Raw genomic sequence first — 25184 nt, 5'->3', positions numbered from 1 at the left:
AAGCCAATTAATGGTCTTCGTCGAAGCGCGCGGTAAACAGCGCTTCGACGGCGTCGAGCGCTTGCTCGGCGTCTTCGCCCTCGGCGTGCACGGTGAGTTCGGTGCCGCAGGGGGCGGCCAGTATCAGCAGCGCCATGATGTTGCCGGCGTCGGCTTGCTGGGTGCCCTTGTAAACGTGAACCTTCGATTCAAACGGCTGGCAGCAGGCGACAAGCCGAGTCGCGGCGCGGGCGTGCAGGCCGCGACGGTTGGTCAGTGTCAGGGTTTTACGCGGCACGCGGGTTCCTTTTGATGAAGCGATTGTTGTTGTACGCCAACCGTTAAGTGCTGGCGGGTGTCGAGCGTGTGTACTGTACCGAAAGCTCGCGGTGGCGCACGTGGACTTCGTCTATGGCATCAAGGATCAGCCGCCCGATCTGCTCGGCCAGATACACCGAGCGATGCTGACCGCCGGTGCAGCCGATGGCCACGGTAATATAGCTGCGCTGGCTATTCTGATAGGCCGGTAGCCAGCGGCTTAGCCAGTCGTGAATATCGCGGCACATGGCATCAACGATGGGGTAGCCGCGTAAAAACGTCTCGATCTCGGCGTCGCGCCCGTTCAGGCCGCGCAGTGCCGGGTCCCAGTACGGGTTGGGCAGGCAGCGCGCATCGAACACCAGGTCGGCGTCCAGTGGCACGCCGCGCTTGTAGCCAAAGGATTCAACGGTCAGGGTGAGCTGGTCGCGGCGGCGGTGCGCGACCTGATCGGTAATGCGCCCGCGCAGGTCGTGAACCGACAACCTGGAGGTATCGATGGTTAAATCGGCGAGGTTGCGCACATCGCTGAGCGTGTCTTCTTCCTTGGCGATGGCCTCCTCAAGCGTCATGTCGCTGTCCCGGGTGAGCGGGTGGCGGCGGCGCGTGGCGGAGTAGCGTTCCAGCAGAATGCGGGCATCGGTGGTCAGGTAGACCACATGAAAGCTGATATTGCGTGCCTTGAGCTCGGCGAGAAGGTCAGGCAGACGCTCGAGGGCGCTCGGCAGGTTGCGCGCATCAATGCTGACGGCAAGGTGGGTGCGTCCGGTCTGATGGCGCAATTCATCCACCAGCGAGCCCAGAAGCATCGCCGGCAGGTTATCGATGGCGTAGTAGCCGAGGTCTTCCAGCGCCTGCAGGGCAATGGATTTGCCCGAGCCGGAACGACCGCTAATAATGACCAGTTGCATAGCGTCTCTCGTGGGTTCGAGCGGATAAGGGGGCGCTATCTGTCGGGTTGCTTGCGAATGCTGGCGATGATCAGGTCAAGCAGTTCACGCTGGCTTTGCGCGCGGCGCAGCTGCATGCGCGTGTCAGCATCGTTCATGATCAGTGCGACCTGGCCTAACAGCGCCAGGTGGGTGTCGTCGGCCTTTTCAGGCACGAGCAGGACGAACACCAGATCCACTGGATCGCCGTCAATGGCGTCGAAATCGACGGCCTCGGCGAGCTTGAGAAAGCCGGCGATAGGGGCATTGCAGTGTGGGCTTCGCGCATGAGGAATAGCCACGCCGTTGCCGATACCCGTGCTGCCGAGTTTTTCACGGCCAATCAGGCGGCTGAAGACTTCCTGGCTGTCCAGGCTGGGGATATTCTGCGCAATAAAGGTGCTGAAAAATTCCAGCACCCTTTTTTTACTGCCCCCGGGTACGTCATACAGCACGCGTTCCGGGGGGAGGATGGCTTCCAACGTCATTATGCTTAACGCACGCCGGCGCCCTGAGCGCGGGCCTGTGCTTTTTCCTTGTGTTTGACCAGCTGGCGGTCGAGCTTGTCGGCCAGCGCGTCGATGGCGGCGTACATGTCGGTGTGGGTAGCTTCAGCATGTAGCTCGGCGCCGGCAACGTGCATGGTACAGGCGGCGAGCTGGCGCTCTTTTTCCACAGATAAGGTGACTTGCACGGTGGTGATGTTGTCGTAATGGCGCTCAACCCGGGCGAGCTTTTCGTTCACATAGTCACGCAAGGCGTCAGTCAGTTCTACGTGATGACCGGTGATGTTAACTTGCATGGACATACTCCTTATCCGTCGGAATGTGGTTTGATTGTAACCCTTTTTGGACGTAAACAAAGCCCCTGGTGCGAGTTTCGTTGGCTAGCGTCGGCGGCGGCGTTCGCTGGTGGGCGGAATGCCCAGCGCTTCACGGTATTTGGCCACCGTGCGACGAGCCACATGGATGCCGGCATCGTCCAGAAGCGCCGCCAGACGGCTGTCGGAAAGCGGCTTGTCAGCCGGCTCCTGCGCCACGAGTTGTTTGATCCGCGCGCGAATGGCGGTGCTTGAGTGCGCGCTGTCGTCTTTGCCGCCCAGCTGGCTGGAGAAAAAATACTTGAGCTCGAACACGCCGCGCGGGGTGTGCAGGTATTTTTGCGTGGTTACCCGGGAGATCGTGGATTCGTGCATATCGACGGCGGCGGCAATATCGGCAAGGATCAGTGGCTGCATGGCCTGCTCGCCGTGGTCGAGAAAATCCAGCTGGCGGGCGACGATCTCGCGGCCGACGCGTAACAGGGTGTCGTTGCGACTGGAGAGGCTTTTGATCAGCCAGCGCGCTTCCTGAAGATGCTCCTTGAGAAAGCGGTTGTCCTGGCTGTTGTCGGCGCGTTTGATCAGGCTGGCGTAGTCGGGCTGGATGCGCAGCCGGGGCACGGCATCCGGGTTCAGCTCAAGCTGCCAGCCGTGTTCGCTGCGCCGTGCGAGCAAGTCGGGGATCACATAGCCGCTGGCGACGCTTTCAAAGGCGCTGCCGGGGCGCGGGTCAAGGCTCCGGATCAGCTCGGTTACCGCCTCAAGTCCGGCGTCATCCAGCCCCAGCCGGCGTTTCAGCAGGCGTGATTCGTCACGTCCGAGGGCGGGCAGAAACTGGCGTACCAGCCGGCGTGCGGGCATCAGCAGCGGGGTGGTCTCGGGTAGCGTTTCCAGCTGCAGCGTGAGGCACTCGCCCAGATCCCGGGCGAAGGCGCCGGTGGGTTCGAACTGCTGCAGGCGCGCCAGCACGCTTTCAATGTGCGTCAGGTTGGCCTCAAGAAGCCCCTGGCGGTGCAGGCCGTCTTCGACGTCTGCAAGCGACTGGGTCAGGTAGCCGTTGGCATCAACGGCGTCGATCAGCGCTTCGGCAATCAAGTGCTCATCGGCGGTGAGATCCAGCATGGCCAGCTGCCAGAGTAAATGGCCGTGCAGGCTCTGCCCGGCGGCCTGACGGTCAAAATCCGGCCCCTCGGCGCCGGTGGCACGCGGCGTGTCCTGATAGGTATCCGACCAGTCGCTGTCAACGGAAAGTTCGTTGGGAATGCTGTCGGCCCAGCCGTCTTCGGGCGTGTCAGTCGCGGCCTGTTCGCTGAACTCGTCTTCCTGATCGAGCAGCGGGTTGCCGTCCAGCGCCTGCTGGATTTCCTGACGCAGGTCGAGCGTCGACAGCTGCAACAGCGAGATCGCCTGCTTGAGCTGCGGCGTCATGGTTAGCTGAGTGCCAACGCGTAGCTGAAGAGACGCTTTCATGGCCATCGAAGAATCACTCATCGGGGTAAAGGTCTTACCCTAAGCCGCGCTTCCCAAGGCTGCAAGCTAACGGCCGGTCGCCAGAAAGCGGAAATCGGTGATTAAAGCCGAAACTCGGCGCCGAGGTACACATCGCGGACCTGCTGGTTGTCGAGAATACTGCGCGGCGAGCCGTTGGCAATGATGTGCCCGTCGCCAACAATGTAGGCGGTATCGCAGATATCCAGGGTTTCGCGCACGTTGTGATCGGTAATCAGCACGCCGATGTGGCGGGCCTTGAGGGCGCGGATCACGGTCTTGATTTCGCCCACCGAGATGGGGTCAACGCCGGCAAACGGCTCGTCGAGAAGAATAAAGGCGGGCTCGATGGCCAGCGACCGGGCGATTTCCACTCGTCGGCGTTCGCCACCGGAAAGACTCATGCCCAGATTGTCGCGGATATGGGTGATATGAAAGTCGCCCAGTAGCGCCTCAAGGCGCTCGCTCCGGGCGTGGCGGTCCAGATCCCGGCGGGTTTCCAGAATGGCCATGATGTTGTCGGCCACCGAGAGCTTGCGGAAGATTGACGCTTCCTGAGGCAGGTAACCGATTCCCGCCTTGGCGCGCTCGTGCATGGGCGCGCTGGAAAGGTCGTGATCATCAATGCTGACGTGTCCGGCATCGGCCTTGACCAGCCCCACGATCATGTAAAACGAGGTGGTCTTGCCCGCGCCGTTGGGGCCGAGAAGCCCGACGATGCTGCCCTGGGTGATATCCAGGTTGATATCCTTGACCACGCGGCGGCGCTTGTAACTTTTGGCCAGATGGCGAGCGTGGAGGGTTTTGACCGGTGCTTCCGGCTGATTTTCGGCGGTAATATCGTCAAAAGACACCGTGTGGCCCCTTTCCTTGTCTATGATCTGGCCTGCCCGCTATCGATAACGCCCTGTCGTGGTCGGGATCAATAGCGGCACTGGCGGTATGTGGCAATGATGGTATGTCGATGATCGCCGGCGTCTGCGTTTACTGCTCCGGTTGCAGCGTCATGCGGATACGCTGGTTGTCGCTGCCTTCCACGTCAGAGCGTGCCTGTATCACTTCCCGATCAATGAAATATTCCAGCCGGCCGCCTTCGAAGTGATCGCCGCCCTGGTCCAGTTCGGCCTGATCAATCAGTTCAACGCGGCGCTCGGCCACGTGGTAGATGATCTGACGTGCTTCGCCTTCGATCTGTTCCTTCTGTCCGTCGGGGCGATCGCGTAGGTAGGCGCGCTCGCCAAAGGCGGTGGCGCGGGAAAGCTCGCCAGCGTCGTTGCGCTGTATGTTCACTCGGGCGCCGCGCAGGCGCATTTCGCCCTGGCGTATCTTGACGTTGCCGCGGTACACCACCGTGCCGGCGCGCTGATCAAGGTCAAAGCGGTCGGCTTCGACCTGAACGGGATCGGGTGACGTGGTCTGGGCGGTGGCGATCCCGCTGCCGAGTGCGCTGATGCCAAGTGCGGCAGCGGTGATAAAAGAAAGCGTGCGTGTGTTCATGGGGTTTCCTCGGCTGATGCCGTTGCGGGCGGATGGTAACCGCGGACACGACCCGTCAGACGTACCTTGCTGGTATTCAGCCAGGCATCCAGACGCTGGGCGCGAATGCGCTGAGGAGGCTGCTGCAACAAGGCCGGGCTGTCGCTCCAGGCGTGGGCGTCCTGGCTGTCGTAATACAGTATTTGGGTATCGAGCTGCCAGCCTTCATCGGGGGCTATCAGTCGCGCATCGCCGTCCAGCATCAGCCGCTGTTTCTGGCCGTTGAGCGTACCTGTGTTGGCGGTGGCATGCCATTGACGCTGCTCGCTGTCGATCAGCGTGGCGCGCGGCGTATCAAACAGGGTTATGGCCTGCTGGGGCGTATGTAAAATGCGCGGCGATGTCAGCCGTTGCGTCAGGTTGCCGGCCGCATCGTAAAGCGTAAGCTCGGCGTTTTCGATAACGTGGCCGGGCTCGTCAGCACGTGCCGACGGGTTAGGCGGCGCGTTGCGCGTATCGCGCAGGTCAAGCCAGGCCAGCAGTACGCCGAGGGTAATAATCACCAGCAGCAGCCACACGCGTTTGCGTATCCGATAAAGCCAAGACAGTGTGGCACTCATGATGAAAGCGGCTCGTGCCGGTAGGTTTGCATAATGCTCTCCCAGTGGCCCTGCGCGCTGAGTAGCGCATCGCAGATTTCGCGCACTGCGCCATGGCCGCCGGCGCGCTGAGTAACCCAGTCGGCGTGCTGCTGCATGTAAGTCGGGGCGTTGGGTACGCAGATGCCAACGCCAACGCGTTGAATGGCGGCAAGGTCGGGCAGGTCATCACCGCAGTAAGCCGCCTGCTCAAGGGGGATATCAAGCGTTTGGCAGAGGCGCGCAAGCACGCTGAGCTTATCCTCGCAGCCTTGGTAAACGTGGGCAATACCTAGCGCTTTAGCGCGCCGGGTGACCATGGGTGAATCCCGGCCGGTGATCAGCGCGACGTGAATTCCCATGCGTTTCAAAAGTTTGAGGCCGTGGCCGTCCTGGGTGTGAAACGCCTTGATTTCAATGCCGTCGGCCTGGAAATACAGCCGTCCGTCGCTGAGTACGCCGTCAACGTCAAGGGCGAGAAGGCGCGTGTGGGAAAGCGTAGCGCTGGGCGCGATGGATTGAGGCATACAGACTCCGAAAAACATTAAACCGAAAGCGTTGCTGCAGATGCTAGATGACCCCGCTAGCGAGAAGGTCGTGCATATGCAGCGCGCCGACGGGGCGCCCTTGGGGGTCAACCACCGCAAGTGCGGTAATTTTGCTGTCTTCCATTATACGCACTGCCTCGGCGGCAAGCACGTCGGGCGTTATGCGTCTGCCCGGGCGGGTCATGACCTCATCGACTGTGAGGCGCAGCACGTTCTGGTGCTGATCCAGCGTACGGCGCAAGTCGCCGTCGGTATACACCCCGGCAAGTTGGCCATCGGGAGCAACCACGCAAGTAAAGCCGAGCCCTTGGCGGGTCATTTCCAGCAGCGCATCGCGCAGCGGGCTACCCAGTGCCACCTGGGGCAGGCGTTCGCCGCTGTGCATGATGTCCTGAACGCGCAGTAGAAGGCGCTTACCGAGGCTGCCGCCGGGATGCGACAGCGCAAACTGCTCGGCGGTAAACCCGCGTGCTTCCAAAAGCGCTACCGCCAGTGCGTCGCCCAGCGCGAGCGCGGCGGTGGTGGAGCTGGTCGGGGCCAGGTCCAGCGGGCAGGCCTCGCGTTCAACGCCGCTGTCCAAGTGGGCATCGGCGTGGCGGGCAAGGGTTGAGTCGGGGCGGCCGGTCATGCTGACTAGCGGGATACCGAGGCGCTTCAAAAGCGGCAGCAGCGCGGTCACTTCACCGGTTTCACCCGAATTGGACAGTGCCAGCACGACGTCGGCGCGGGTGATCATGCCTAAATCACCGTGGCTGGCTTCGCCCGGGTGTACGAAAAAAGCCGGTGTGCCGGTGCTGGCAAGAGTCGCGGCGAGCTTGCCACCGATATGGCCGGATTTGCCCATGCCGGTCACGACCACGCGGCCCTGGCAGGCGAGTATTAGCTCGCAGGCCCGATCAAAGTGCGCATCAAGCTTGGCCTTGAGGCCGTTGATGGCGGCTTGTTCAGTGTTCAGGGTGCGCAGCGCACTGTTACGCAGGAAGGCGGTGTCGGCGGGTGAGTAAGGCATGGCGTCGCTCTTGAGGGTGGATCGCTGGGTGGTGAACGTGACGACTGATTCAGCCGCTGATGATGATCGCGGCAACGAGGGAAAGCGGACGTATCGGTGTTGCCGTTATCGTAACATCGCGCGCCGGCTTGCCCGAGGGTTTTATTTTATGCTGCCGACCCGTAGATTCCGGTGAGTATAACGCGTTAGAGTACGCTGTTCGATAACCTGTTTTTGCCGCGCTTCGTGTAGTATAGGCCGGATGACAAGACGGATATTCTTGAATTACACGGGTGTGCCATGACGGAATCGGCCTTTATTGAAGTGGAAAACCTGCACTTTTCCCGCGGCGGGCGCGCCATCTTTCGCGGCGTCAACTTGTCCATTCCTCGGGGTAAGATAACCGCCATCATGGGCCCCAGCGGCACGGGAAAAACCACGCTGCTCAAGCTGATCGGCGGCCAGCTGACGCCGGACAAGGGGCGCGTGCTGATCGACGGTCAGGACGTTCACCGCTTGTCGCGCAAGGCGCTATTCGGGCTGCGCCGGCGCATGGGCATGCTGTTTCAGAGTGGCGCGCTGTTTTCGGATCTGGACGTGTTCGAAAACGTGGCGTTTCCGCTGCGCGTACACACTGACCTGCCCGACGCCATGATCCGCGACATCGTGCTGCTCAAGCTGCAAGCCGTGGGGCTGCGCGGCGCCCACGCGTTGACGCCGGCAGAGCTTTCCGGCGGTATGGCGCGTCGCGTGGCGCTGGCCCGCGCGGTGGTGCTGGACCCCGAACTGATCCTCTACGATGAACCCTTTGTGGGGCAGGATCCCATCGCCATGGGGGTGCTGGTGCAGCTCATCAAACGCCTGAGCGAGGCGCTGTCGTTGACCTCGGTGGTGGTCTCCCACGATATCAAGGAAACCATGAGCATCGCCGACTATCTTTATCTGATCGCTGACGGTGAAATCGTGGCCCACGGCACGCCGGCGTCGCTGGATACCCATGAGGATGCGCGGGTCAGCCAGTTCATGCACGGCGAGCCCGACGGCCCAGTGCCGTTTCATTATCCGGCGCCGCCGTATTACCGCGATATACTCGGCGCCGATACGACGACTACGACCACAACCACGACGAGGACGGGCTGATATGGCGGCAGGGTTTTGGCGAACGTTTTTACGAACGTTTTCGAGACTGGTGGAGTCCATCGCCCGCCTGGGGCGTCGCGGCGGTAGCGTGGTCGAAGCGCTGGGGCGGGCGAGCATCTTCATCGCCCAATCGATGGCCGGCGTGCCCACGGGCGAGGGGTTCAGGCTGTGGCTCAGGCAAATGCATTTTGTCGGCGTTTTGTCGCTGGCCATTGTGCTGGTGTCGGGGCTGTTTATCGGCATGGTGCTGTCGCTTCAGGGCTATACCATCCTGATTGATTTTGGCGCCGAGCAGGCGCTGGGCCAGATGGTCTCACTGTCGCTGCTGCGCGAATTGGGGCCGGTGGTAGCAGCGCTGCTGTTTGCCGGGCGCGCGGGCTCGGCGCTGACCGCCGAGATCGGGCTGATGAAGGCTACCGAGCAGCTGACCAGCATGGAAATGATCGGCGTTGATCCGCTGCGCCGCGTGGTCGCGCCGCGCCTGTGGGCCGGTTTTGTCTCGCTGCCGCTACTGACCATCGGCTTCAGCGTCGTGGGTATCTGGGGCGGCTATCTGGTCGGCGTGCAGTGGCTGGGCGTTTCCGAGGGCTCCTACTGGAGCAACATGCAGTCCAGCGTGGCGTTTTTTGCCGACGTGGGTAACGGCATGATCAAAAGCCTGGTGTTTGCGCTGGTCGTCACCTGGATTGCGGTCTTTCAGGGCTACGATTTGATTCCCACGTCAGAAGGTATTTCCCGCGCTACAACGCGAACCGTGGTGTATTCCTCGCTTGCGGTGCTGGGATTGGATTTTGTGCTAACCGCCGTCATGTTCGGCGGCCTTTAAACGCGGGAGCAGGTGCATGCAACGCAGTAAAACCGTAGAGTTCGGGGTGGGGCTTTTTGTCCTCGCCGGCATTCTGGGGCTGGTTTTTCTTGGCCTTCGCGTCAGCGGCCTGACGCTGAATGCGCCTTCAGAAACGTTTCATCTGGAGGCCAATTTTTCTGATATCGGTAGTCTGAAGCCGCGCGCCCGCGTCACCATGGCCGGTGTGACCGTGGGTCGGGTCGAGTCCATCGATCTGGATACGCAGTGGTTTGAAGCCCGGGTAAAGATGCGTCTGGAAAGCAACCTTGAAGACCAGCTTTCCCGCGATACTACCGCTGCAATTTTAACGTCTGGCCTGCTCGGTGAGCAGTACGTGGGCCTGAGCGTTGGCGGCGATCCGGAGATGCTGGAAGATGGTGATACCATTCGTGATACCCAGTCGGCGCTGGTGCTTGAAGAGCTGATACAGCAGTTCGTATCGAGCATGGTCAAAGACTAAGAGGGTGCTGTACCGGCCCTGACGCACTACAACGAGGAGACGCCATGAACATCAAACACTGGCTGAGCAGCGGCATTCTCGCCGCTTCCGTGGCGCTGAGCGCGCCGCTATACGCCCAGCAACAAACGCCCGAGGCGCTGATCCGGGACAATATTACCGGATTCATGGCGGACCTTGACGCCCGCGAGGACTACTACGCCAACAACGTTAACGAGCTTAAGAAGCTGGTCGACGAGAGCCTCGACGAGGTCGCCGATTTTCGCTATATCGGCGCCAGCGTGATGGGAAAATATTTCAGCAATGCGACCCCCGAGCAGCGCAGCCGCTTTGCCGACGTGTTTCGCCAGACGCTGATCGATACCTACACGCGAGGGCTGGTCACCTTTGACTACGACGAGCTGCGCGTGATCGACGATCAGCGCCCCCAGCGCTACGACGACCAGACCAGCGTGGAAATGGAAATCGTCGCCAACAACGGCGATGTCTACCCGGTCAGCTACAGCCTGCGACTGTCTGACGGCGATTGGCGAGTGGTCAATGTGATCGTCAACGGCATCAACCTGGGGCTGACGTTTCGCAACCAGTTTGATCAGTCAATGCGTGACAACAACCGCGATTACGATGCGGTTATCCGCAACTGGTCGCCCGACGTCGGCGTTGACGAGCTGGAAGAGGGCGGCAGCGAGTGACAACGCTGTTCTCCCGCCAGGGCGTGTCGCTAGCCGCGCAGGACAACGCGCTTGAGGCCAGCGGCAATCTCAGTGAGAATGCGGCCGCCGCGCTTGCCGATGCCGGTGAGCGCTGGCTTGAACACTCGGGTCAGCCGGCGCTCACGCTGGATTTTCGCGGCGTGGACCGGGCCAGCAGTGCGGCCATCAGCGTGCTGTTGCAATGGCTGCGTGCGTGCCGGCGGCGCCAGCTGACGATTGAGCAGATTCTGCTGTCAGCGCCGTTACGCCGGCTGGCCAGCCTGACCGAGCTGGATGCGCTGTTTGACCAGCCAAATGCATAAGCCGGCCTGAGGCGCCAATCGCCAAAGCGCCGGCTTTTCTTTATCATGGCCGCTGTTTTCTTTTTTCCTACGGTTTCAAAGGAGTTTTCCGCTCATGCAACCCAGTGAAGTAAAAGCGCTGCTCGAGTCGCGTGTGGACGGCTGCGCGTTTTATATTCAAGGCGAAGGCTGCAATTTTCAGGTAATCGCCGTGGGCGAAGCGTTTGAGGGGTTAACACCGGTCAAGCGTCAGCAGCTGGTGTACGGTGCGCTCAGCGATGAAATCGCCTCGGGCGCGCTGCACGCCATCAGCATTAAAACCTACACGCCGGCGCAGTGGGAAAGCGCGCCGGAAAACGTGGGGTAACGCCAAGCGCATGGATAAATTGATCATTACCGGCAACGGGTCGGTAGCGGGAGAAGTCTGGGCCAGCGGGGCGAAAAACGCCGCGCTGCCGATTCTGTGTTCCAGCCTGTTGGCTGACGGCCCGGTGGTAATCGGCAACTTGCCGCACCTGCAGGACATCACCACGACGCTGGAGCTATTGGGCAGTATGGGGGTGGAGCCGGTGATGGGCGAGAAGCTCAGCATCCAGCTGGATGGCTCCCAGGTGAAGCGCTGCTACGCGCCCTACGAGCTGGTGAAAAAGATGCGCGCCTCGATTCTGGTGCTGGGGCCGCTGCTGGCGCACTTTGGCCATGCCGACGTGTCGCTGCCCGGCGGCTGTGCCATCGGCTCGCGCCCGGTGGATCTGCACATCCGCGGCCTGGAGGCCATGGGCGCGGATATCCGCGTCGAGAACGGCTACATCCTTGCCCGGGTGGACGGACGCCTGCGCGGGGCGACGATATTTTTTGACACCGTGACCGTGACCGGCACCGAGAACCTGCTGATGGCCGCGACGCTGGCCGACGGCACCACGGTGCTGGAAAACGCCGCCCGCGAGCCGGAAGTGATTGACCTGGCCGAGTGCCTGGTCAAGATGGGCGCCAATATCAGCGGCCACGGCACCGATACCATCGTCATCGAAGGCGTCGAGCGGCTACACGGCTGCCATCACGACGTCATGCCCGACCGTATCGAAACCGGTACCTTTCTGGTAGCCGCGGCGATGACCGGCGGCCGGGTGAAGGTTACCCGCACCCGTGCGGATATCCTCGACGCGGTGCTGGCCAAGCTGGAAGAAGCGGGCGCCGAGATTACCGCTGAAGACGACTGGATCAGCCTCGACATGCACGGCAAGCGCCCGCGGGCGGTCAACATTCGTACCGCGCCGTATCCGGCTTTTCCCACCGATATGCAGGCCCAGTTTGTGGCCATGAACGCGGTCGCGGAAGGTAATTCGCGTGTGGTCGAAACCATTTTCGAAAACCGCTTCATGCACGTGCAAGAGCTCAATCGCATGGGCGCGGATATCGCCCTTGAAGGTAATACGGCACTGATTAGCGGCGTCACGTCGTTGTCGGGTGCGCCGGTGATGGCGACAGACCTGCGCGCCTCGGCCTCGCTGGTAATTGCGGCGATGATGGCCGAAGGGGAAACCCTGGTTGACCGTATCTACCATATTGATCGTGGCTATGAGTGTATCGAGGAAAAGCTGCAGCAGCTGGGCGCGCGTATCCGCCGTATTCCGGGCTAAACCGTATGCCGGACAAACCATGCGATAACGATGGGCGACAACCATGAGCAAGCAACTGATTTTAGCGCTCTCCAAGGGGCGTATACTGGATGAAACCCTGCCGCTGCTGGCCGACGCGGGAATTACCCCGGCGGAAGACCTGCGCAAAAGCCGCAAGCTGTTGTTTGATACCAATCTGGCGGACGTCAAGCTGATCGTCATTCGCGCCACCGACGTGCCGACCTACGTACAGCTGGGTGCGGCCGACATGGGTATTGCCGGCAAGGACGTGCTGCTTGAACACGGCGCCGACAGCCTTTACGAGCCGCTTGACCTGCAGATCGCCCGTTGCCGGCTGATGACGGCGGGTGCCCGGGACGAATCTCCCGGCCGCGCCCGGCGCCGGGTCGCCACCAAGTTTGTCAATGTGGCGCGGCGCTACTATGCCGAGCAGGGAATTCAGGCCGAAGTGATCAAGCTGTATGGCGCCATGGAGCTGGCGCCGATCATGAATCTGGCCGATGAAATCATCGATATCGTCGACACCGGCAATACCCTGCGCGCCAACGGCATGGAGCCGCGCGAACTGATTGACCACATCAGCACGCGACTGGTGGTCAACAAGGCATCGATGACCATGAAGCACGCGCAGATCAAACCGCTCATTGAGCGTCTGGAAGCGGCCGTCGACAAGCGCTTGAGCGCCGAGGAAGCGCACGCTTAAGCCCGGCTTGTTACCGTTTTTCGCCTGTTTTTTATACGAGGTCACTTATGAACGCGACGGCTAGCGCAGCGGGCATTGCCCGGCTATCCACCCGGGACGACGCTTTTGATCAGCGTCTTGACGCTTTGCTCGACTGGGAAGGCGTATCGGATCAGGCCGTGCAGACGCGGGTGGCCGAGATTCTCGAGGGCGTTAAAACTCGCGGCGATGCCGCCGTGATTGAAGCAACCAACCGCTTTGATCGCCTCTCGGCCAAGACGATGCAGGAATTGACGTTAACCCCCGAACGCCTTGAGCAGGCGTATAACGGCCTGCCCGACGAGCAGCGCGAGGCGCTGACCGCCGCCGCCGGACGTATTCGCCGCTATCACGAGCATCAAAAGCCCGAGTCGTGGCAATACACCGAAGCCGACGGCACCGTGCTCGGCCAGCAGGTCACACCGATTGATCGCGCGGGTATTTACGTGCCCGGCGGCAAGGCGGCTTACCCGTCGTCGGTGCTGATGAATGCGCTGCCCGCCCACGTGGCCGGCGTCAGAGAAATCGTCATGGTGGTGCCGACGCCCGATGGCGTGCTCAACGAACTGGTACTGGCGGCGGCACACCTTGCCGGCGTGGATTACGTGTTTACCGTGGGCGGCGCTCAGGCGATTGCCGCGCTGGCCTACGGCACCGAAACCGTGCCGCGGGTGGATAAAATTGTCGGGCCGGGCAATATCTACGTGGCCACGGCCAAGCGAGCGGTATTCGGTCAGGTGGGCATCGACATGATTGCTGGGCCGTCGGAAATCCTGATCGTGGCCGATGGTCACACCGATCCCGACTGGCTGGCCATGGACCTGTTCTCCCAGGCCGAGCACGACGAAGACGCCCAGGCGATTCTGGTCAGCTGGGACGCCGAGCACCTCGCCGCAGTAGAAGCATCGATCGAACGGCTGCTACCCACCCTGGAGCGCGCCGATATCGTCCGCGCGTCGCTCGGCGCTCGCGGTGCGCTGATTCACTGCGACAGCGAGCAGGAAGCGGTGACCTTGATCAACCGTATTGCGCCGGAGCATCTGGAGCTATCGGTGGCCGAGCCCGAGCGCTGGCTGGGTAATATCCGCCACGCCGGAGCGATCTTTATGGGGCGCTATACCGCAGAAGCGCTGGGCGACTACTGCGCTGGCCCCAACCACGTGTTGCCGACATCAGGCACTGCGCGCTTTTCCTCGCCGCTTGGCGTGTACGACTTCCAGAAACGCTCGTCGCTTATTCACTGCTCGGCAGAAGGCGCGTCATCCCTGGGCAAGATTGCCTCGGTGCTGGCGCGGGGCGAATCGCTGACCGCCCACGCTCGCTCGGCCGAGTATCGTCTGAAGAAATAGTGTCGCCTGCGCCGCTAGTGCGTTGATGTCTCGCGCGATTGTTGTTCCTGTTGAGGTGAATTCTGTTGCTTGGTGCCTTGCTGTTGCCGGCCCGGGCGGGCTGGCGCCGGGCGCTCGCCCACGGTGAGTTCGACGTGCTTTTTCTCGCCGCTGCGCACGATGGTCAGGGGCAGGGTGTCGCCGGGAGTCAGCTCGGCGATGTCGCTCATGGTAGTGCGGGCGTCGAGGATCGGTTCGTCATCAAGCGCCAGCAGCACATCGCCGGGCTGTAGTCCGGCGCTTTCTGCCGGGCCGCCCTTGACCACGCCCGCAACGATCATCCCCTGGGGCGTGCGCAGCCCGAAAGACGCCGCCAGCTCGCGGGAAAGTTCTTGCGCTTCGATGCCCAGCCAGCCGCGAATCACGCGCCCCTGAGTCACCAGCTCATCGAGAATGCCGTGGGCCAGATTGGCCGGAATGGCAAAGCCGATGCCCTGAGAGCCGCCCGAGCGCGAAAAAATTGCCGTATTGATGCCCACCAGCGCGCCGTCCGGATTGATCAGGGCGCCGCCGGAATTGCCGGGGTTGATCGCCGCGTCGGTCTGAATGAAATCCTCGTAGGCGTTCAGCCCCAGGTGGCTGCGGCCGGTCGCACTGATAATACCCATGGTCACCGTCTGGCCGACGCCAAAGGGGTTGCCGATGGCCAGTGCCACATCCCCTACGGCCACGTCTTCCGAATCGCTCAGCTTGATGTTGGGCAGGTTGTCCAGCGGAATGCGCAGGACGGCAAGATCGCTTTCGGGGTCGGTGCCGATGACGGTCGCCAGCGCCTCGCGGCCGTCACGCAAGGCGACCTGAATCTGGTCGGCGCCCTTGATAACGTGGTGATTGGTGAGTACGTAGCCGTCCTGGCTGACGATCACGCCCGAGCCCAGACTCGAGAGCATACGCTGTTGGCTGGTGTCATCGTCGTCAAAAAACTGCTGGAAGAATGGGTCTGACATCAGCGGGTGCTGGTCACGCTCGACAATGCGTGATGAATAAACGTTGACGACGGCCGGAGCCGCTTTTTGTACCGCGCTTGAATAGCTGGCAGGCCCCTGGCCACGGGTAAGCGGCGTGGCTTTCTGTACGTTGGGCGCGGTGCGCTGAGCGTCAGGCTCGATCAGCGGGGTAAAAGCCGTGCCGCTGACGTTGGGCGTCGGCGGTGGTTCGTCGGCAAAGGGATTGGGCAAACGTTCGGGAAATGCCAGAAGCAGCAGGGCAGCAAGCAGCACGCCGGCGATAACGGGCCAGAGGTAGGGCAACATGAAGCGTTGCATAGGTACGATCCTTTGAATGAAATGCGTTCCTGGGCGTGAGGACGTTCCTTTGGATAACGGTGTCAGCTTGATGGGAAAACGCCCGGTGGCAAGGGTTCACGCCTGCATGACGCCGACTTTATAATAGCGCGCATGGTAACATTTTACATGCCGGTCGCTGGGGTTCTGCCTGAATTAACCGGCACGGCAATCTTTCAAGGGGGCAATATGCTTCATCGGGATACGCTGGTGGCAGCGTGCGAGCAGCGCTTGGGCGCGCAGCGGTTCAAGGATTTCACCGTTAACGGGCTGCAGGTGGAGGGGCGGCCGCAGGTGCGCCGAGTGCTAAGCGGCGTGACGGCCTGTCAGGCGCTACTCGACGAAGCGGTTGCCTGGCGGGCTGATTTGGTGCTGGTGCACCACGGCTACTTTTGGAAAAACGAGCCGGTGGCGCTAACGGGCATGAAGCAGCGGCGTATCAAGACGCTGCTCAATCACGATATCAACCTGCTGGCCTATCATTTGCCGCTGGACGCCCATGTCACGCTGGGTAATAACGCGCAGCTGGCCAAGCGCCTCGGCTGGCGCGTAGAGCGCTGCCTGGACGGCGAGCTGGGCGAAGGGCTGCTGTGGCAGGGCAAAACGGCCGCGCCGCTCAGCGTTGAAGCGCTGGCCGGCGAGCTTGCCGGCAAGCTTGAGCGCGAACCCATGATGATCAAGGCGCCCGGCGTGGGCGATATCGAACGTATTGCCTGGTGCACCGGCGGTGCCCAGGACATGATTGCGGCGGCCCATGAAGGCGGCGCGCAGGCGTTTGTCTCGGGCGAAATTTCCGAGCGCACCACGCATCTGGCGCGCGAGCTGGGCATTCATTACCTGGCCGCTGGCCATCACGCCACCGAGCGCTACGGCGTACAGGCGCTGGGCGAGTGGCTGGCAGAAGAATATGGCGTAACGCACCGCTTTGTGGATATTGACAACCCCGCCTGACGGCGGGGCATGGCGCAGGCCCTGCGGATAAAGCCTAGTAGCGTGGCGGCTCGGGCGCTTGGGCCGCTTCGTCGTCGGCTGCTTCCCTGAGGCCGAAATCTTCGGAGAGGGTGCCGTTCTGGCCGTCCGCATAATCCCGCGGTGGATGGTCTTCCGAGGCGTCGGCCTCGCCGGCGAGTGGCTCTTGTGCGGCGGTTTTCAGCGAGTTGGTTTCATGGGCGGTCAGCGCGTCGCTGGCAATCGCCCACGCGCCGGCTTCCTGCTTGAGGCGCTGTTCAAGCTGATCCAGCGCGGCGCGGGCGCCGTGTACCTGGCGGTGCGTATCCAGCAAATGACTGCTCATATCGGCCTTGAGCTCTGCCACCTGACGCTCGCTTTCGAGGAGCCGGAGCTGGATATTCGACACCTGGCGCTGGTCTTTGCTCAACACGCGGTAGCTAAAGGCGCCGATTACCACGCCGATGATGATGCCAATAAACGCAAACGTTAACTGAAGGCTGGCTTCTTCCACCTGTATTTCTCCCTTGCGGTCGAGTTATTGGCCGCGGTGCTCTCAGGCGCTGGCCGTGCGGGTTATTTACGCTGCTATTATAGGCGCTTGCCGGCCAGTCAGGTCAATTCGACTATACGACGCCCGGCAGGGCATGCGACAACGCGGCGTGGCGAGTACAATCTTGCCGTCCAGTCAAGCGGGAGAAGGTCATATGGCAATAAACGGCGCATCAGAGGCGAGAGCGGGCAGGCTGGCCAGTGCCAGCAATGGGCAGCCCCGGCCGCTGGCACCGCTGGCCCGCTACCGCGCCGAACTGGACAGCGGCGAGCTGGTGCATGATGCCGCGCAAGAGGCCGCAGCAGAGCGACTGCAGCGTTTATACGAGGCGCTGATGGCCGAGCCGGCGTTACCGGCGCGCTCTCCCAAACGGTTGTCGCGTCGGCTGGCCGGCCTTTGGAAAAGCCGCCATGAGCCCGCCCACGCTGCGGTGCCGGGTATTCAAGGCGTATATTTTTGGGGCGGCGTAGGGCGCGGTAAAACCTGGCTGATGAACGCGTTTTATGCCTCGCTGCCGTTTGCTGATAAGCAGCGCACGCATTTTCATCGTTTTATGCAGCACGTGCACGCCGAGCTGGGTCGCTATAAAGGGGAAAAAAACCCGCTGTCGCTGATTGCCGCTGACCTGGCCAAAGAGGCGCGGGTTATCTGCTTTGACGAGTTCTTCGTCAAGGACATCGCCGATGCCATGATCCTTGCCAATCTGCTCAAGGCGTTGTTTGAGCACGGCGTGGTGCTGGTGGCCACGTCAAACATCGTCCCCGATGACCTGTATAAAAACGGGCTGCAGCGCGCGCGTTTTTTACCCGCCATTGCGCTGCTCAACCAGCACTGCGATGTGATGCACCTTGATGGTGGCGTTGACTACCGGCTGCGTACGCTGTCACGCGCCGAGATTTTTCATGCGCCGCTGGGCGAGGCGGCAGAACAGGCGCTTGAAAAAAGCTTTCTGGCGCTGGCGGGCGAAACGGGAGACGCGCAGGCAGCACTGGAGGTCAATCGCCGCACCCTGACCGCGCGGCGCCTGCACGACGCGGTGGTGTGGTTCGAGTTTGACGAACTGTGCAACGGGCCGCGTAGCCAGAACGACTATATTGAAATCGCGCGGTACTTTCACACCGTGCTGCTCTCCAACGTGATGCAGATGGGGCCACGCACCGATGCCCAGGCGCGGCGCTTTATCAATATGGTCGACGAGTTCTACGATCGCGGGGTAAACCTGTTGCTGTCGGCGGAGGTGCCCGTGACCTCGCTGTATACCGGGGGGCGGCTAAGCTTCGAGTTTCAGCGCACGCTTTCAAGACTTGAGGAGATGCAGTCGCGGGACTATCTTGCCTGCGCGCACCGGCCTTAGGCGGGGCGCGTAAGAAAAAGGGCGGGCGCGCTTAACTTCACCGGCCAGTTGCGGTAGAATCCGCCCCGCTCGATGTTGTTGTCGCGAATTTATAGCGGCAACCAAAAAAAATAGGGATGGTGCGCGCCGTTATATGGCGCAACATTGCACCCAATACACTTTATCTGGTGATTTCATCCATGAAGACGTTCAGTGCCAAGCCGCAGTCCGTCCAGCGCGACTGGTATGTTGTCGACGCGACTGACAAAACGCTCGGTCGTTTGGCGACCGAAATTGCTCGCCGTCTGCGCGGCAAGCATAAGCCCGAGTTCACACCTCACGTTGATACCGGCGACTACATCGTTGTAGTCAACGCCGAGAAAGTACAGGTGACCGGCAACAAGGCAAAAGCCAAAACCTATTACCGCCATACGGGCTACCCGGGCGGCCTGCGTTCCATGACTTTCGAGAAAATGATTGCTCATGCACCGGAGCGCGTCATCGAGTCTGCCGTTAAAGGCATGCTGCCGAAGGGGCCGCTTGGCCGTGCCATGTATACCAAGCTGAAGGTATACGCCGGCGCCGAGCACCCGCACTCTGCCCAGCAGCCGCTTGAACTGAACATCTAAGGAACTCTTCGCCATGACACAGCAGTATTACGGTACCGGGCGCCGCAAGACTTCCACCGCTCGCGTTTTCCTCAAGCCGGGTTCCGGCAACATTACGGTCAACAAGCTTGAGCTGGATAAGTTCTTCGGCCGTGTAACGGGCCGGATGGTAGTACGCCAGCCGCTCGAGCTGACCGAAACGCTCAGCCAGTTTGACGTGTACGTTACCGTTGAAGGCGGCGGCGGCTCGGCTCAGGCCGGCGCTATTCGCCACGGTATTACCCGTGCGCTGATGGAATACAATGAAGACCTGCGTCCGGCGCTGCGCGCAGCCGGTTACGTCACGCGTGATGCGCGTCAGGTTGAACGTAAGAAAGTCGGCCTGCGTAAAGCACGCCGTCGTCCGCAGTTCTCCAAGCGTTAATACTTACGCATGCGGCAAAACGCCCGGGTCTTTGGCCTGGGCGTTTTTTTGTTTGGATATCAATAATTTGTTAGCGTTCTTATGACTTTGGTCAGGGGCGGTTATTGTTGTGCGGAGCGCTGTGTTTTCTTACTATAGGGCGTAATTTATATTCGTCGCCGTCATATGCGCGTTTACGGCGTACGGGTGAGCAAAAGGGAGAAACCTGGAATGGCAGATAACGGCGTAAACAAAGGCCGGCGCCGTTTCCTCGTCGGTGCCACCTCCGTAGTTGGAGCGGTGGGTGCAGTCGGGGTTGCGGTCCCCTTTGTGGCTTCTTGGCAGCCTAGTGCCAAGGCGAGGGCGGCGGGTGCCCCGGTACAAGCGGATATATCCAAGCTTGAACCGGGTCAGCGTATGACGGTGGAGTGGCGCGGCAAGCCGGTCTGGGTCATTAACCGGACGCCGGAAATGATCGAGCGCACCACGGCGCTGGGCGCGGATCGCTTGGCAGACCCGGATTCGAAAGTACCCCAGCAGCCGGCGTATATCGACGGCGAGCTCCGTTCGATCAAGCCCGAAATCGGGGTGATAGTCGGTATTTGCACGCACTTGGGCTGCTCGCCGCTGTTCAAGCCGGAACCCGATGCCGACGGCGTGGGCGTGGATAACTGGCCCGGCGGGTTTTTCTGCCCGTGCCACGGTTCCCGTTTCGACCTGGCCGGCCGCGTGTTTTCCAACGTGCCCGCGCCGACGAATCTTGAAGTGCCGCCCTATCGCTTCGAGAGCGATGAAATCATCGTTATCGGCGAGGACAAGGAGACTGCCTAATGGGTAATCCACACAAAGCCAAGGCGGAGCGCGGCGTCATGCGCTGGGTCGATGACCGTTTTCCCGCAACGCAGATGTGGCAAGAACATCTGTCAAAGTACTATGCGCCGAAGAACTTCAACTTCTGGTATTTCTTTGGCTCGCTGGCTCTGCTGGTGTTGGTCAACCAGATTCTGACCGGCGTCTGGCTCACCATGAGCTTCAACCCCACGGCCGAAGGCGCCTTTGCCTCGGTTGAGTACATCATGCGCGATGTTGAGTGGGGCTGGCTGATACGCTATATGCACACCACCGGCGCCTCGGCGTTTTTTGTCGTGGTGTATCTGCACATGTTCCGCGGCCTGCTTTACGGTTCTTACCGGGCGCCCCGCGAGCTGGTGTGGATTTTCGGCATGACCATCTATCTGGCGCTGATGGCCGAAGCCTTCATGGGCTACCTGCTGCCCTGGGGGCAAATGTCCTATTGGGGCGCGCAGGTCATCATCTCGCTGTTCTCTGCCATTCCGTCGATCGGCCCCGATCTGGCGCAGTGGGTGCGCGGCGATTTCCTGATTTCCGGTATTACGCTTAACCGCTTCTTTGCGCTGCACGTGGTGGCCTTGCCAATCGTGATTCTGGCGCTGGTGGTGCTGCACGTTATCGCGCTGCACGAAGTGGGTTCCAATAACCCTGACGGCATCGACATCAAGCAGAAAAAAGACGAAACCGGCATACCGCTCGACGGCATTCCCTTTCATCCGTACTACACGGTGAAGGATCTGGTCGGGGTCGCGGTCTTCCTGTTTGTCTTCTGCGTGGTGATTTTCTACTTCCCCGAAGGCGGTGGGTACTTCATCGAGAAGCCTAACTTCGAGCCGGCCAATCCGCTGAAAACGCCGGATCACATCGCGCCGGTCTGGTACTTCACGCCGTTCTACGCCATCTTGCGGGCGATTACCTTCTCGGTCTTCGGGCTGGAAGCGAAGTTCCTCGGCGTTATCTTCATGGGTGGTGCCATTGCCGTGCTTTTCGTGCTGCCGTGGCTCGACCGCAGCCCGGTCAACTCCATTCGCTACAAGGGCTGGATGTCAAAAGTCATGCTGGCGTTGTTTGCCATCAGCTTTGTGATTCTGGGTGTGCTCGGTGTGCTGCCGGTGAGCCCGGGACGCACCGTTCTCGCCCAGGCATGCACCGTCATCTACTTCGCCTTCTTTGTGCTGATGCCGCTGTACACCAGGCTGGAGAAGACTAAACCCGTTCCTGAAAGGGTGACTGGCTAATGAAAAAGCAACTGTTTGCACTGCTCTTCGCGCTATTGCCGGTAACGGCCATGGCAGCCGGCGGTGGAAGTCTGCCGTACTCAATGGAGCCGGATCTGCAAGATCGCGCGTCGCTGCAAAACGGCATGAAGATGTACGTCAACTACTGCATGGGCTGCCATTCGCTTGAGCATCAGCGCTTTTCGCGCGCAGCAAGCGACCTGGGTATTCCTCAGGGGTTGGTGGAAGACAACCTTATCTTCTCGCCGGATCTGGGTTTTAACGACCAGATGCACATTGCCATGCAAAGCGATGACGCGGCGAATTGGTTTGGTGCAGCGCCGCCGGATCTGACGCTTGAAGCGCGCCTGCGTAGCCCTGACTGGATTTACTCCTACCTGCTGAGTTTCTACCAGGACCCGAGCAGTTCGACCGGGGTCAACAACGAGGTGTTTGATCTGGTGGCGATGCCCAACGTGCTGGAGCCGCTGCAGGGCGTGCAGGAGAAGGTCTGTGCCGCGACTGATCGCCACGTTGAAGGGCAGTCACCGGACCCGCTGACCGGAAAATACCAGTCCTGCGACATACTCAGGGTGACACAGCCGGGCGAGATGGAGCCTGATGAGTTCAAGCAGGCGGTCTATGATCTGACCAACTTCCTGACGTACGTGGGCGAGCCCTCCAAGCTCAAGGCGCAGGCGTTGGCGCCTAAAGTGCTGATCTTTATTTTCCTGCTGGGTATTCTCTGCTACTTCCTCAAACGGGAATACTGGCGTGATATTCACTAAGACGTGCTAAACGCATAAAAAGGCGCACGGCAACTGTCGTGCGCCTTTTGCGTCTCTGGGCGGGTTAAGTTTATAAGCGCTTTCCCCTAGGGCTTGCTTGGCATGGTATTATCCCCTATTGACTTGATGTGAGGATTGCTACATGGGTGTTGTGGCCAAACGGTCGTCGATGATTTTTTATTCCGGAGCTGATGACCACTTTAGTCATCGCGTACGTATCGTGCTGGCCGAAAAGGGCGTCGCGGTCGATATCGTCAACGTGAATGACGACAAGGCGCCGGAAGAACTTGCCGAGCTTAATCCGTACAACAGCGTTCCTACGCTGCTGGATCGTGATCTGGTGCTCTACGAATCCAAGGTCATGATGGAATACCTTGACGAGCGCTTCCCGCATCCTCCTTTGCTGCCGGTCTATCCTGTGGCGCGGGCACAAAGCCGCCTGTGGATGCATCGTATCGAACGCGAATGGTGCCCGATGGTTGACCAGATTCGCACCGGCAGCAAAAAAGAAGCCGACAAGGCACGCAAGGAACTGCGCGAAAGCCTTGTGGGTATTTCGCCCATCTTTGAAGACATGCCGTTTTTCATGAGCGATGAATTCACGCTGGTGGACTGCTGTCTGGCACCGATTTTATGGCGCCTGCCCGAGCTCAATATCGAACTGCCCGAAAAGCAGGTGCAGCCGTTGCTCAGCTACATGTCGCGCGTTTTTGAGCGTGATGCCTTCAAAGCGGCGTTAAACGAGCGCGAAAAAGAAATGCGCACCTGATTCGCCCGCGCGATGCCTGCGATTTTGCCCCACAACGCAGCGAAAGGAGAGCGACAATGACGCGTTCCAGCCGCCCCTATCTTGCCAGAGCCCTGTACGAATGGCTGCTGGACAACGAATTGACGCCGTACCTGGTGGTTGACGCCACCTTGCCGGGCGTTGAAGTCCCGCGCCAGTCTGTGCAAAACGGCCAGATCGTGCTGAACGCATCGCCGACTGCGGTGCGCGACTTTTTCATGGAAAATCAGGCCATCGGGTTTAGCGCGCGGTTTGGCGGCCAGCCGATGCAGATCATGATTCCCATTGAGGCGTTGCTGGCCGTCTACGCCAGTGAGAATGGCGCGGGCATGGTCTTTGGCCATGAGCCCGATCTGACGGCGCCGGATGAGCCGGACGCCTCGGGCGAGCAAAGCGATACCGTCACTGCGGCACAAGGCGAGGGCGCGTCGGCAAAACCTGCGCTGTCTGCAGTCTCGGATGCGAGCGATGGCGCCAGCCCTGAGGTTGATACGGGTAAGGACAAGGACAAGGAGAAGACGCCGGACGCGTCTGACTCCGGTGCCAAGTCGCAGAACAAAGCGAAAGACACGCCCAAAAAGAAACCCACGCTGCGGGTGATCAAGTAGGGCGAGTGATGAAGTAGAGCAGGTGATAAAGCAGACCAAATTGCTGTGATCATCACGCCATGAAAAACGCCCCGGCAAACTATGCCGGGGCGTTTTTTTATCTCAAGGGTTCAAGGCCAGGCGCCTGGTTTTAAGCGTCGTCGAGGTACTCAAATACCTTGACGATACGTTGCACGCCCGCCACGCCGGAAACGGCTGCCACGATACGTTCGGCCTCCTGGCGCGAGACAATGCCCATCAGGTAGACGCTGGCGTTTTCGGTGGTGACCTGGAGCTTGGAAGAGTCGATGTGATCGTTGGTCGCAAGCTGGCTGACCACGTTGGTGGTCAACCAGGTGTCGGTCAGGCGCTGGCTGGTGGGCAGGCGCGCCGCTATGTCCAGCTCGTTGTGGACGGTTTCAACGCCGCGCAGCTGTTCGGCTACCTGGCCGGCTTTGTCATGCAGTTCTTCGCTGGGCACCTGGCCCACCAGCAGCACTGCGCCATTGAAACTGTGGGCGCGAATACGCGCATCGCCGAGTCGGGCATCGGCATGCACCAGCGCTTTGGCCACTTGATTTTCAATGGTGGCATCGATGGCCTGAACGTCATTGGTGCGCTGGCCGTAATCCGACTGGTTAGTGGCCGAGTTGGTGGCGCAGCCGCCAAGCAGTAGCAGGCCGCCCGTCAGCAGGGCGGCGACGCAGGCGCGGCTTGCGGTGCGAGAGCGTAACGTGGCGCAAAACGCAGTTAACATGGGCATGGCTCCGAGGGTTGAGTGAAAAGCGTAATGTTATCGCAGTGACGATAAAGGCATTGCAGGTTGATGTGTCGTGGATTAGACGGCACCGCCAAACAGTTGTTCATCGATCAGGTCACACAGGCAATGAATGGCCAGCAAGTGGACTTCCTGTATGCGCGCGGTAGACGTTGCCGGTACGCGTATTTCGCAGTCGTCTTGTTCCAGCAGCGAGGCCATGTCGCCGCCGTCGCGGCCGGTGAGGGCAATCACGGTCATCTCGCGGTCATGCGCTGCCTGAATGGCCTGCACGATGTTGGCCGAGTTGCCGCTGGTGGAAATGGCCAGCAGTACGTCGCCGGGCTGGCCCAGCGCACGAATCTGCTTGGAAAACACTTCATTGTAGCTGTAGTCGTTGGCGATGGAGGTGAGCGTTGACGTATCCGTTGTCAGCGCCAGTGCCGGCAGGCTCGGGCGTTCACGCTCAAAGCGGTTTAACAGCTCGGAGGAAAAATGCTGGCTGTCGCCGGCGCTGCCGCCGTTGCCGCAGGCAAGGATCTTGCCCTCGTTGACCAGGCTCTGCACCATCATCTGACTGGCGACTTCGATGAAGGGGGGGAGCACTTCGCTGGCGTAGGTCTTGGTGTCGATGCTGGCGTTGAAGTGATCAAGTATACGAGTTTGAAAATCCATTGGGCGTCCTGTTTGCATAATC

At 60.7% G+C, this 25184-nt stretch carries 32 protein-coding genes; 18 read left to right on the top strand and 14 right to left on the bottom strand.

The window, feature by feature from the left end:
* Positions 1-7: 7 nt before the first annotated feature.
* From B5495_RS03165 to B5495_RS03120, 10 genes are all read right to left on the bottom strand, one after another.
* Positions 8-277: an HPr family phosphocarrier protein gene (locus B5495_RS03165; RefSeq protein WP_079551255.1), complete on the bottom strand. Its 270-nt coding sequence runs from the start codon at positions 275-277 to the stop codon at positions 8-10.
* A 43-nt stretch (positions 278-320) separates the two neighbouring features.
* Complete coding sequence (gene rapZ, locus B5495_RS03160; protein ID WP_079551253.1) at positions 321-1208, bottom strand: RNase adapter RapZ; 888 nt, start codon at positions 1206-1208, stop codon at positions 321-323.
* A gap of 35 nt (positions 1209-1243) precedes the next feature.
* A complete protein-coding gene (locus B5495_RS03155; protein ID WP_079551251.1) occupies positions 1244-1714 on the bottom strand; it encodes a PTS sugar transporter subunit IIA in 471 nt (156 codons plus the stop codon).
* A gap of 5 nt (positions 1715-1719) precedes the next feature.
* Entirely contained in the window at positions 1720-2028 is a 309-nt protein-coding gene (gene hpf, locus B5495_RS03150) for a ribosome hibernation-promoting factor, HPF/YfiA family (protein ID WP_079551249.1), read from the bottom strand.
* 84 nt (positions 2029-2112) lie between these two features.
* Complete coding sequence (locus B5495_RS03145; protein ID WP_079551247.1) at positions 2113-3522, bottom strand: RNA polymerase factor sigma-54; 1410 nt, start codon at positions 3520-3522, stop codon at positions 2113-2115.
* Positions 3523-3617: 95 nt separating this feature from the next.
* Positions 3618-4388, bottom strand: coding sequence for an LPS export ABC transporter ATP-binding protein (gene lptB, locus B5495_RS03140; protein WP_172824513.1), 771 nt, complete (start codon positions 4386-4388; stop codon positions 3618-3620).
* 130 nt (positions 4389-4518) lie between these two features.
* Complete coding sequence (gene lptA, locus B5495_RS03135) at positions 4519-5031, bottom strand: lipopolysaccharide transport periplasmic protein LptA (RefSeq protein ID WP_079551245.1); 513 nt, start codon at positions 5029-5031, stop codon at positions 4519-4521.
* Positions 5028-5630 (bottom strand): LPS export ABC transporter periplasmic protein LptC, encoded by a 603-nt coding sequence (gene lptC, locus B5495_RS03130; RefSeq protein ID WP_079551243.1) that lies wholly within the window; start codon positions 5628-5630, stop codon positions 5028-5030. Before lptC ends, lptA begins: the two co-directional genes overlap by 4 nt.
* Positions 5627-6175, bottom strand: coding sequence for a KdsC family phosphatase (locus B5495_RS03125; RefSeq protein ID WP_079551241.1), 549 nt, complete (start codon positions 6173-6175; stop codon positions 5627-5629). Before B5495_RS03125 ends, lptC begins: the two co-directional genes overlap by 4 nt.
* Before the next feature lie 43 nt (positions 6176-6218).
* Positions 6219-7205: a KpsF/GutQ family sugar-phosphate isomerase gene (locus B5495_RS03120; protein ID WP_079551239.1), complete on the bottom strand. Its 987-nt coding sequence runs from the start codon at positions 7203-7205 to the stop codon at positions 6219-6221.
* Between the two features lie 279 nt (positions 7206-7484).
* Between B5495_RS03120 and B5495_RS03115 the strand changes: the two genes are divergently transcribed.
* From B5495_RS03115 to hisD, 9 genes are all read left to right on the top strand, one after another.
* The gene (locus B5495_RS03115; protein ID WP_079551237.1) at positions 7485-8324 is read left to right on the top strand and encodes an ABC transporter ATP-binding protein; all 840 of its coding nucleotides are present in this window, start codon (positions 7485-7487) and stop codon (positions 8322-8324) included.
* A gap of 1 nt (position 8325) precedes the next feature.
* Entirely contained in the window at positions 8326-9150 is an 825-nt protein-coding gene (gene mlaE, locus B5495_RS03110; protein WP_079551235.1) for a lipid asymmetry maintenance ABC transporter permease subunit MlaE, read from the top strand.
* A 16-nt stretch (positions 9151-9166) separates the two neighbouring features.
* Entirely contained in the window at positions 9167-9631 is a 465-nt protein-coding gene (gene mlaD, locus B5495_RS03105) for an outer membrane lipid asymmetry maintenance protein MlaD (RefSeq protein ID WP_079551233.1), read from the top strand.
* 44 nt (positions 9632-9675) lie between these two features.
* Positions 9676-10320 carry an MlaC/ttg2D family ABC transporter substrate-binding protein gene (locus B5495_RS03100; RefSeq protein ID WP_079551231.1) on the top strand — a complete coding sequence of 215 codons (645 nt, stop codon included), beginning with the start codon at positions 9676-9678 and terminating at the stop codon, positions 10318-10320.
* Entirely contained in the window at positions 10317-10643 is a 327-nt protein-coding gene (locus B5495_RS03095) for an STAS domain-containing protein (protein ID WP_079551229.1), read from the top strand. The genes B5495_RS03100 and B5495_RS03095 overlap by 4 nt, the downstream gene beginning before the upstream one ends.
* Positions 10644-10737: 94 nt before the next feature.
* Complete coding sequence (locus tag B5495_RS03090; protein ID WP_079551227.1) at positions 10738-10989, top strand: BolA family protein; 252 nt, start codon at positions 10738-10740, stop codon at positions 10987-10989.
* 10 nt (positions 10990-10999) lie between these two features.
* Positions 11000-12262 (top strand): UDP-N-acetylglucosamine 1-carboxyvinyltransferase, encoded by a 1263-nt coding sequence (gene murA / locus B5495_RS03085; protein ID WP_079551225.1) that lies wholly within the window; start codon positions 11000-11002, stop codon positions 12260-12262.
* A gap of 43 nt (positions 12263-12305) precedes the next feature.
* Positions 12306-12965: an ATP phosphoribosyltransferase gene (hisG, locus tag B5495_RS03080; protein WP_079551223.1), complete on the top strand. Its 660-nt coding sequence runs from the start codon at positions 12306-12308 to the stop codon at positions 12963-12965.
* A gap of 47 nt (positions 12966-13012) precedes the next feature.
* Positions 13013-14332 carry a histidinol dehydrogenase gene (gene hisD, locus B5495_RS03075; RefSeq protein WP_079551222.1) on the top strand — a complete coding sequence of 440 codons (1320 nt, stop codon included), beginning with the start codon at positions 13013-13015 and terminating at the stop codon, positions 14330-14332.
* A gap of 14 nt (positions 14333-14346) precedes the next feature.
* Here hisD and B5495_RS03070 read toward each other — a convergent pair whose 3' ends face one another.
* Positions 14347-15636: a S1C family serine protease gene (locus B5495_RS03070; protein WP_079551221.1), complete on the bottom strand. Its 1290-nt coding sequence runs from the start codon at positions 15634-15636 to the stop codon at positions 14347-14349.
* A 207-nt stretch (positions 15637-15843) separates the two neighbouring features.
* Here B5495_RS03070 and B5495_RS03065 point away from each other — a divergent pair, with 207 nt between their 5' ends.
* Positions 15844-16605 carry a Nif3-like dinuclear metal center hexameric protein gene (locus B5495_RS03065; RefSeq protein ID WP_079551219.1) on the top strand — a complete coding sequence of 254 codons (762 nt, stop codon included), beginning with the start codon at positions 15844-15846 and terminating at the stop codon, positions 16603-16605.
* A 34-nt stretch (positions 16606-16639) separates the two neighbouring features.
* Here the strand turns inward: B5495_RS03065 and B5495_RS03060 are convergent, their stop codons facing one another.
* A complete protein-coding gene (locus tag B5495_RS03060; RefSeq protein ID WP_172824512.1) occupies positions 16640-17116 on the bottom strand; it encodes a ZapG family protein in 477 nt (158 codons plus the stop codon).
* A gap of 193 nt (positions 17117-17309) precedes the next feature.
* On the opposite strand from B5495_RS03060, the gene zapE reads away from it, so the two are divergent.
* The 8 genes from zapE to B5495_RS03020 all read left to right on the top strand — a co-directional run bounded on the left by zapE (position 17310) and on the right by B5495_RS03020 (position 23751).
* The gene (gene zapE, locus B5495_RS03055) at positions 17310-18509 is read left to right on the top strand and encodes a cell division protein ZapE (RefSeq protein WP_079551215.1); all 1200 of its coding nucleotides are present in this window, start codon (positions 17310-17312) and stop codon (positions 18507-18509) included.
* 179 nt (positions 18510-18688) lie between these two features.
* Entirely contained in the window at positions 18689-19117 is a 429-nt protein-coding gene (rplM, locus tag B5495_RS03050; protein ID WP_079554882.1) for a 50S ribosomal protein L13, read from the top strand.
* A 13-nt stretch (positions 19118-19130) separates the two neighbouring features.
* Entirely contained in the window at positions 19131-19520 is a 390-nt protein-coding gene (gene rpsI, locus B5495_RS03045; protein ID WP_079551213.1) for a 30S ribosomal protein S9, read from the top strand.
* 210 nt (positions 19521-19730) lie between these two features.
* A complete protein-coding gene (gene petA / locus B5495_RS03040; protein WP_079551211.1) occupies positions 19731-20330 on the top strand; it encodes a ubiquinol-cytochrome c reductase iron-sulfur subunit in 600 nt (199 codons plus the stop codon).
* The gene (locus tag B5495_RS03035; protein WP_079551209.1) at positions 20330-21589 is read left to right on the top strand and encodes a cytochrome b; all 1260 of its coding nucleotides are present in this window, start codon (positions 20330-20332) and stop codon (positions 21587-21589) included. The genes petA and B5495_RS03035 overlap by 1 nt, the downstream gene beginning before the upstream one ends.
* Positions 21589-22356, top strand: coding sequence for a cytochrome c1 (locus B5495_RS03030; protein ID WP_079551207.1), 768 nt, complete (start codon positions 21589-21591; stop codon positions 22354-22356). Before B5495_RS03035 ends, B5495_RS03030 begins: the two co-directional genes overlap by 1 nt.
* A 142-nt stretch (positions 22357-22498) precedes the next feature.
* Entirely contained in the window at positions 22499-23125 is a 627-nt protein-coding gene (gene sspA, locus B5495_RS03025; RefSeq protein ID WP_079551205.1) for a stringent starvation protein SspA, read from the top strand.
* Between the two features lie 56 nt (positions 23126-23181).
* Positions 23182-23751 carry a ClpXP protease specificity-enhancing factor gene (locus B5495_RS03020; protein WP_079551203.1) on the top strand — a complete coding sequence of 190 codons (570 nt, stop codon included), beginning with the start codon at positions 23182-23184 and terminating at the stop codon, positions 23749-23751.
* Positions 23752-23881: 130 nt separating this feature from the next.
* On the opposite strand, the gene B5495_RS03015 is transcribed toward B5495_RS03020, so the two are convergent.
* Complete coding sequence (locus tag B5495_RS03015) at positions 23882-24487, bottom strand: BON domain-containing protein (RefSeq protein ID WP_079551202.1); 606 nt, start codon at positions 24485-24487, stop codon at positions 23882-23884.
* Between the two features lie 81 nt (positions 24488-24568).
* On the bottom strand, positions 24569-25162 hold the full coding sequence (locus tag B5495_RS03010; RefSeq protein WP_079551200.1) for a phosphoheptose isomerase: 594 nt from the start codon (positions 25160-25162) through the stop codon (positions 24569-24571).
* Positions 25163-25184: the final 22 nt, after the last annotated feature.

The sequence above is a fragment of the Vreelandella subglaciescola genome (assembly GCF_900142895.1).
In the GTDB taxonomy this organism is placed as follows: domain Bacteria; phylum Pseudomonadota; class Gammaproteobacteria; order Pseudomonadales; family Halomonadaceae; genus Vreelandella; species Vreelandella subglaciescola.
The sequence above is the reverse complement of the archived record's forward strand: the minus strand, read 5'-3'. Positions and strand labels throughout refer to the sequence as shown.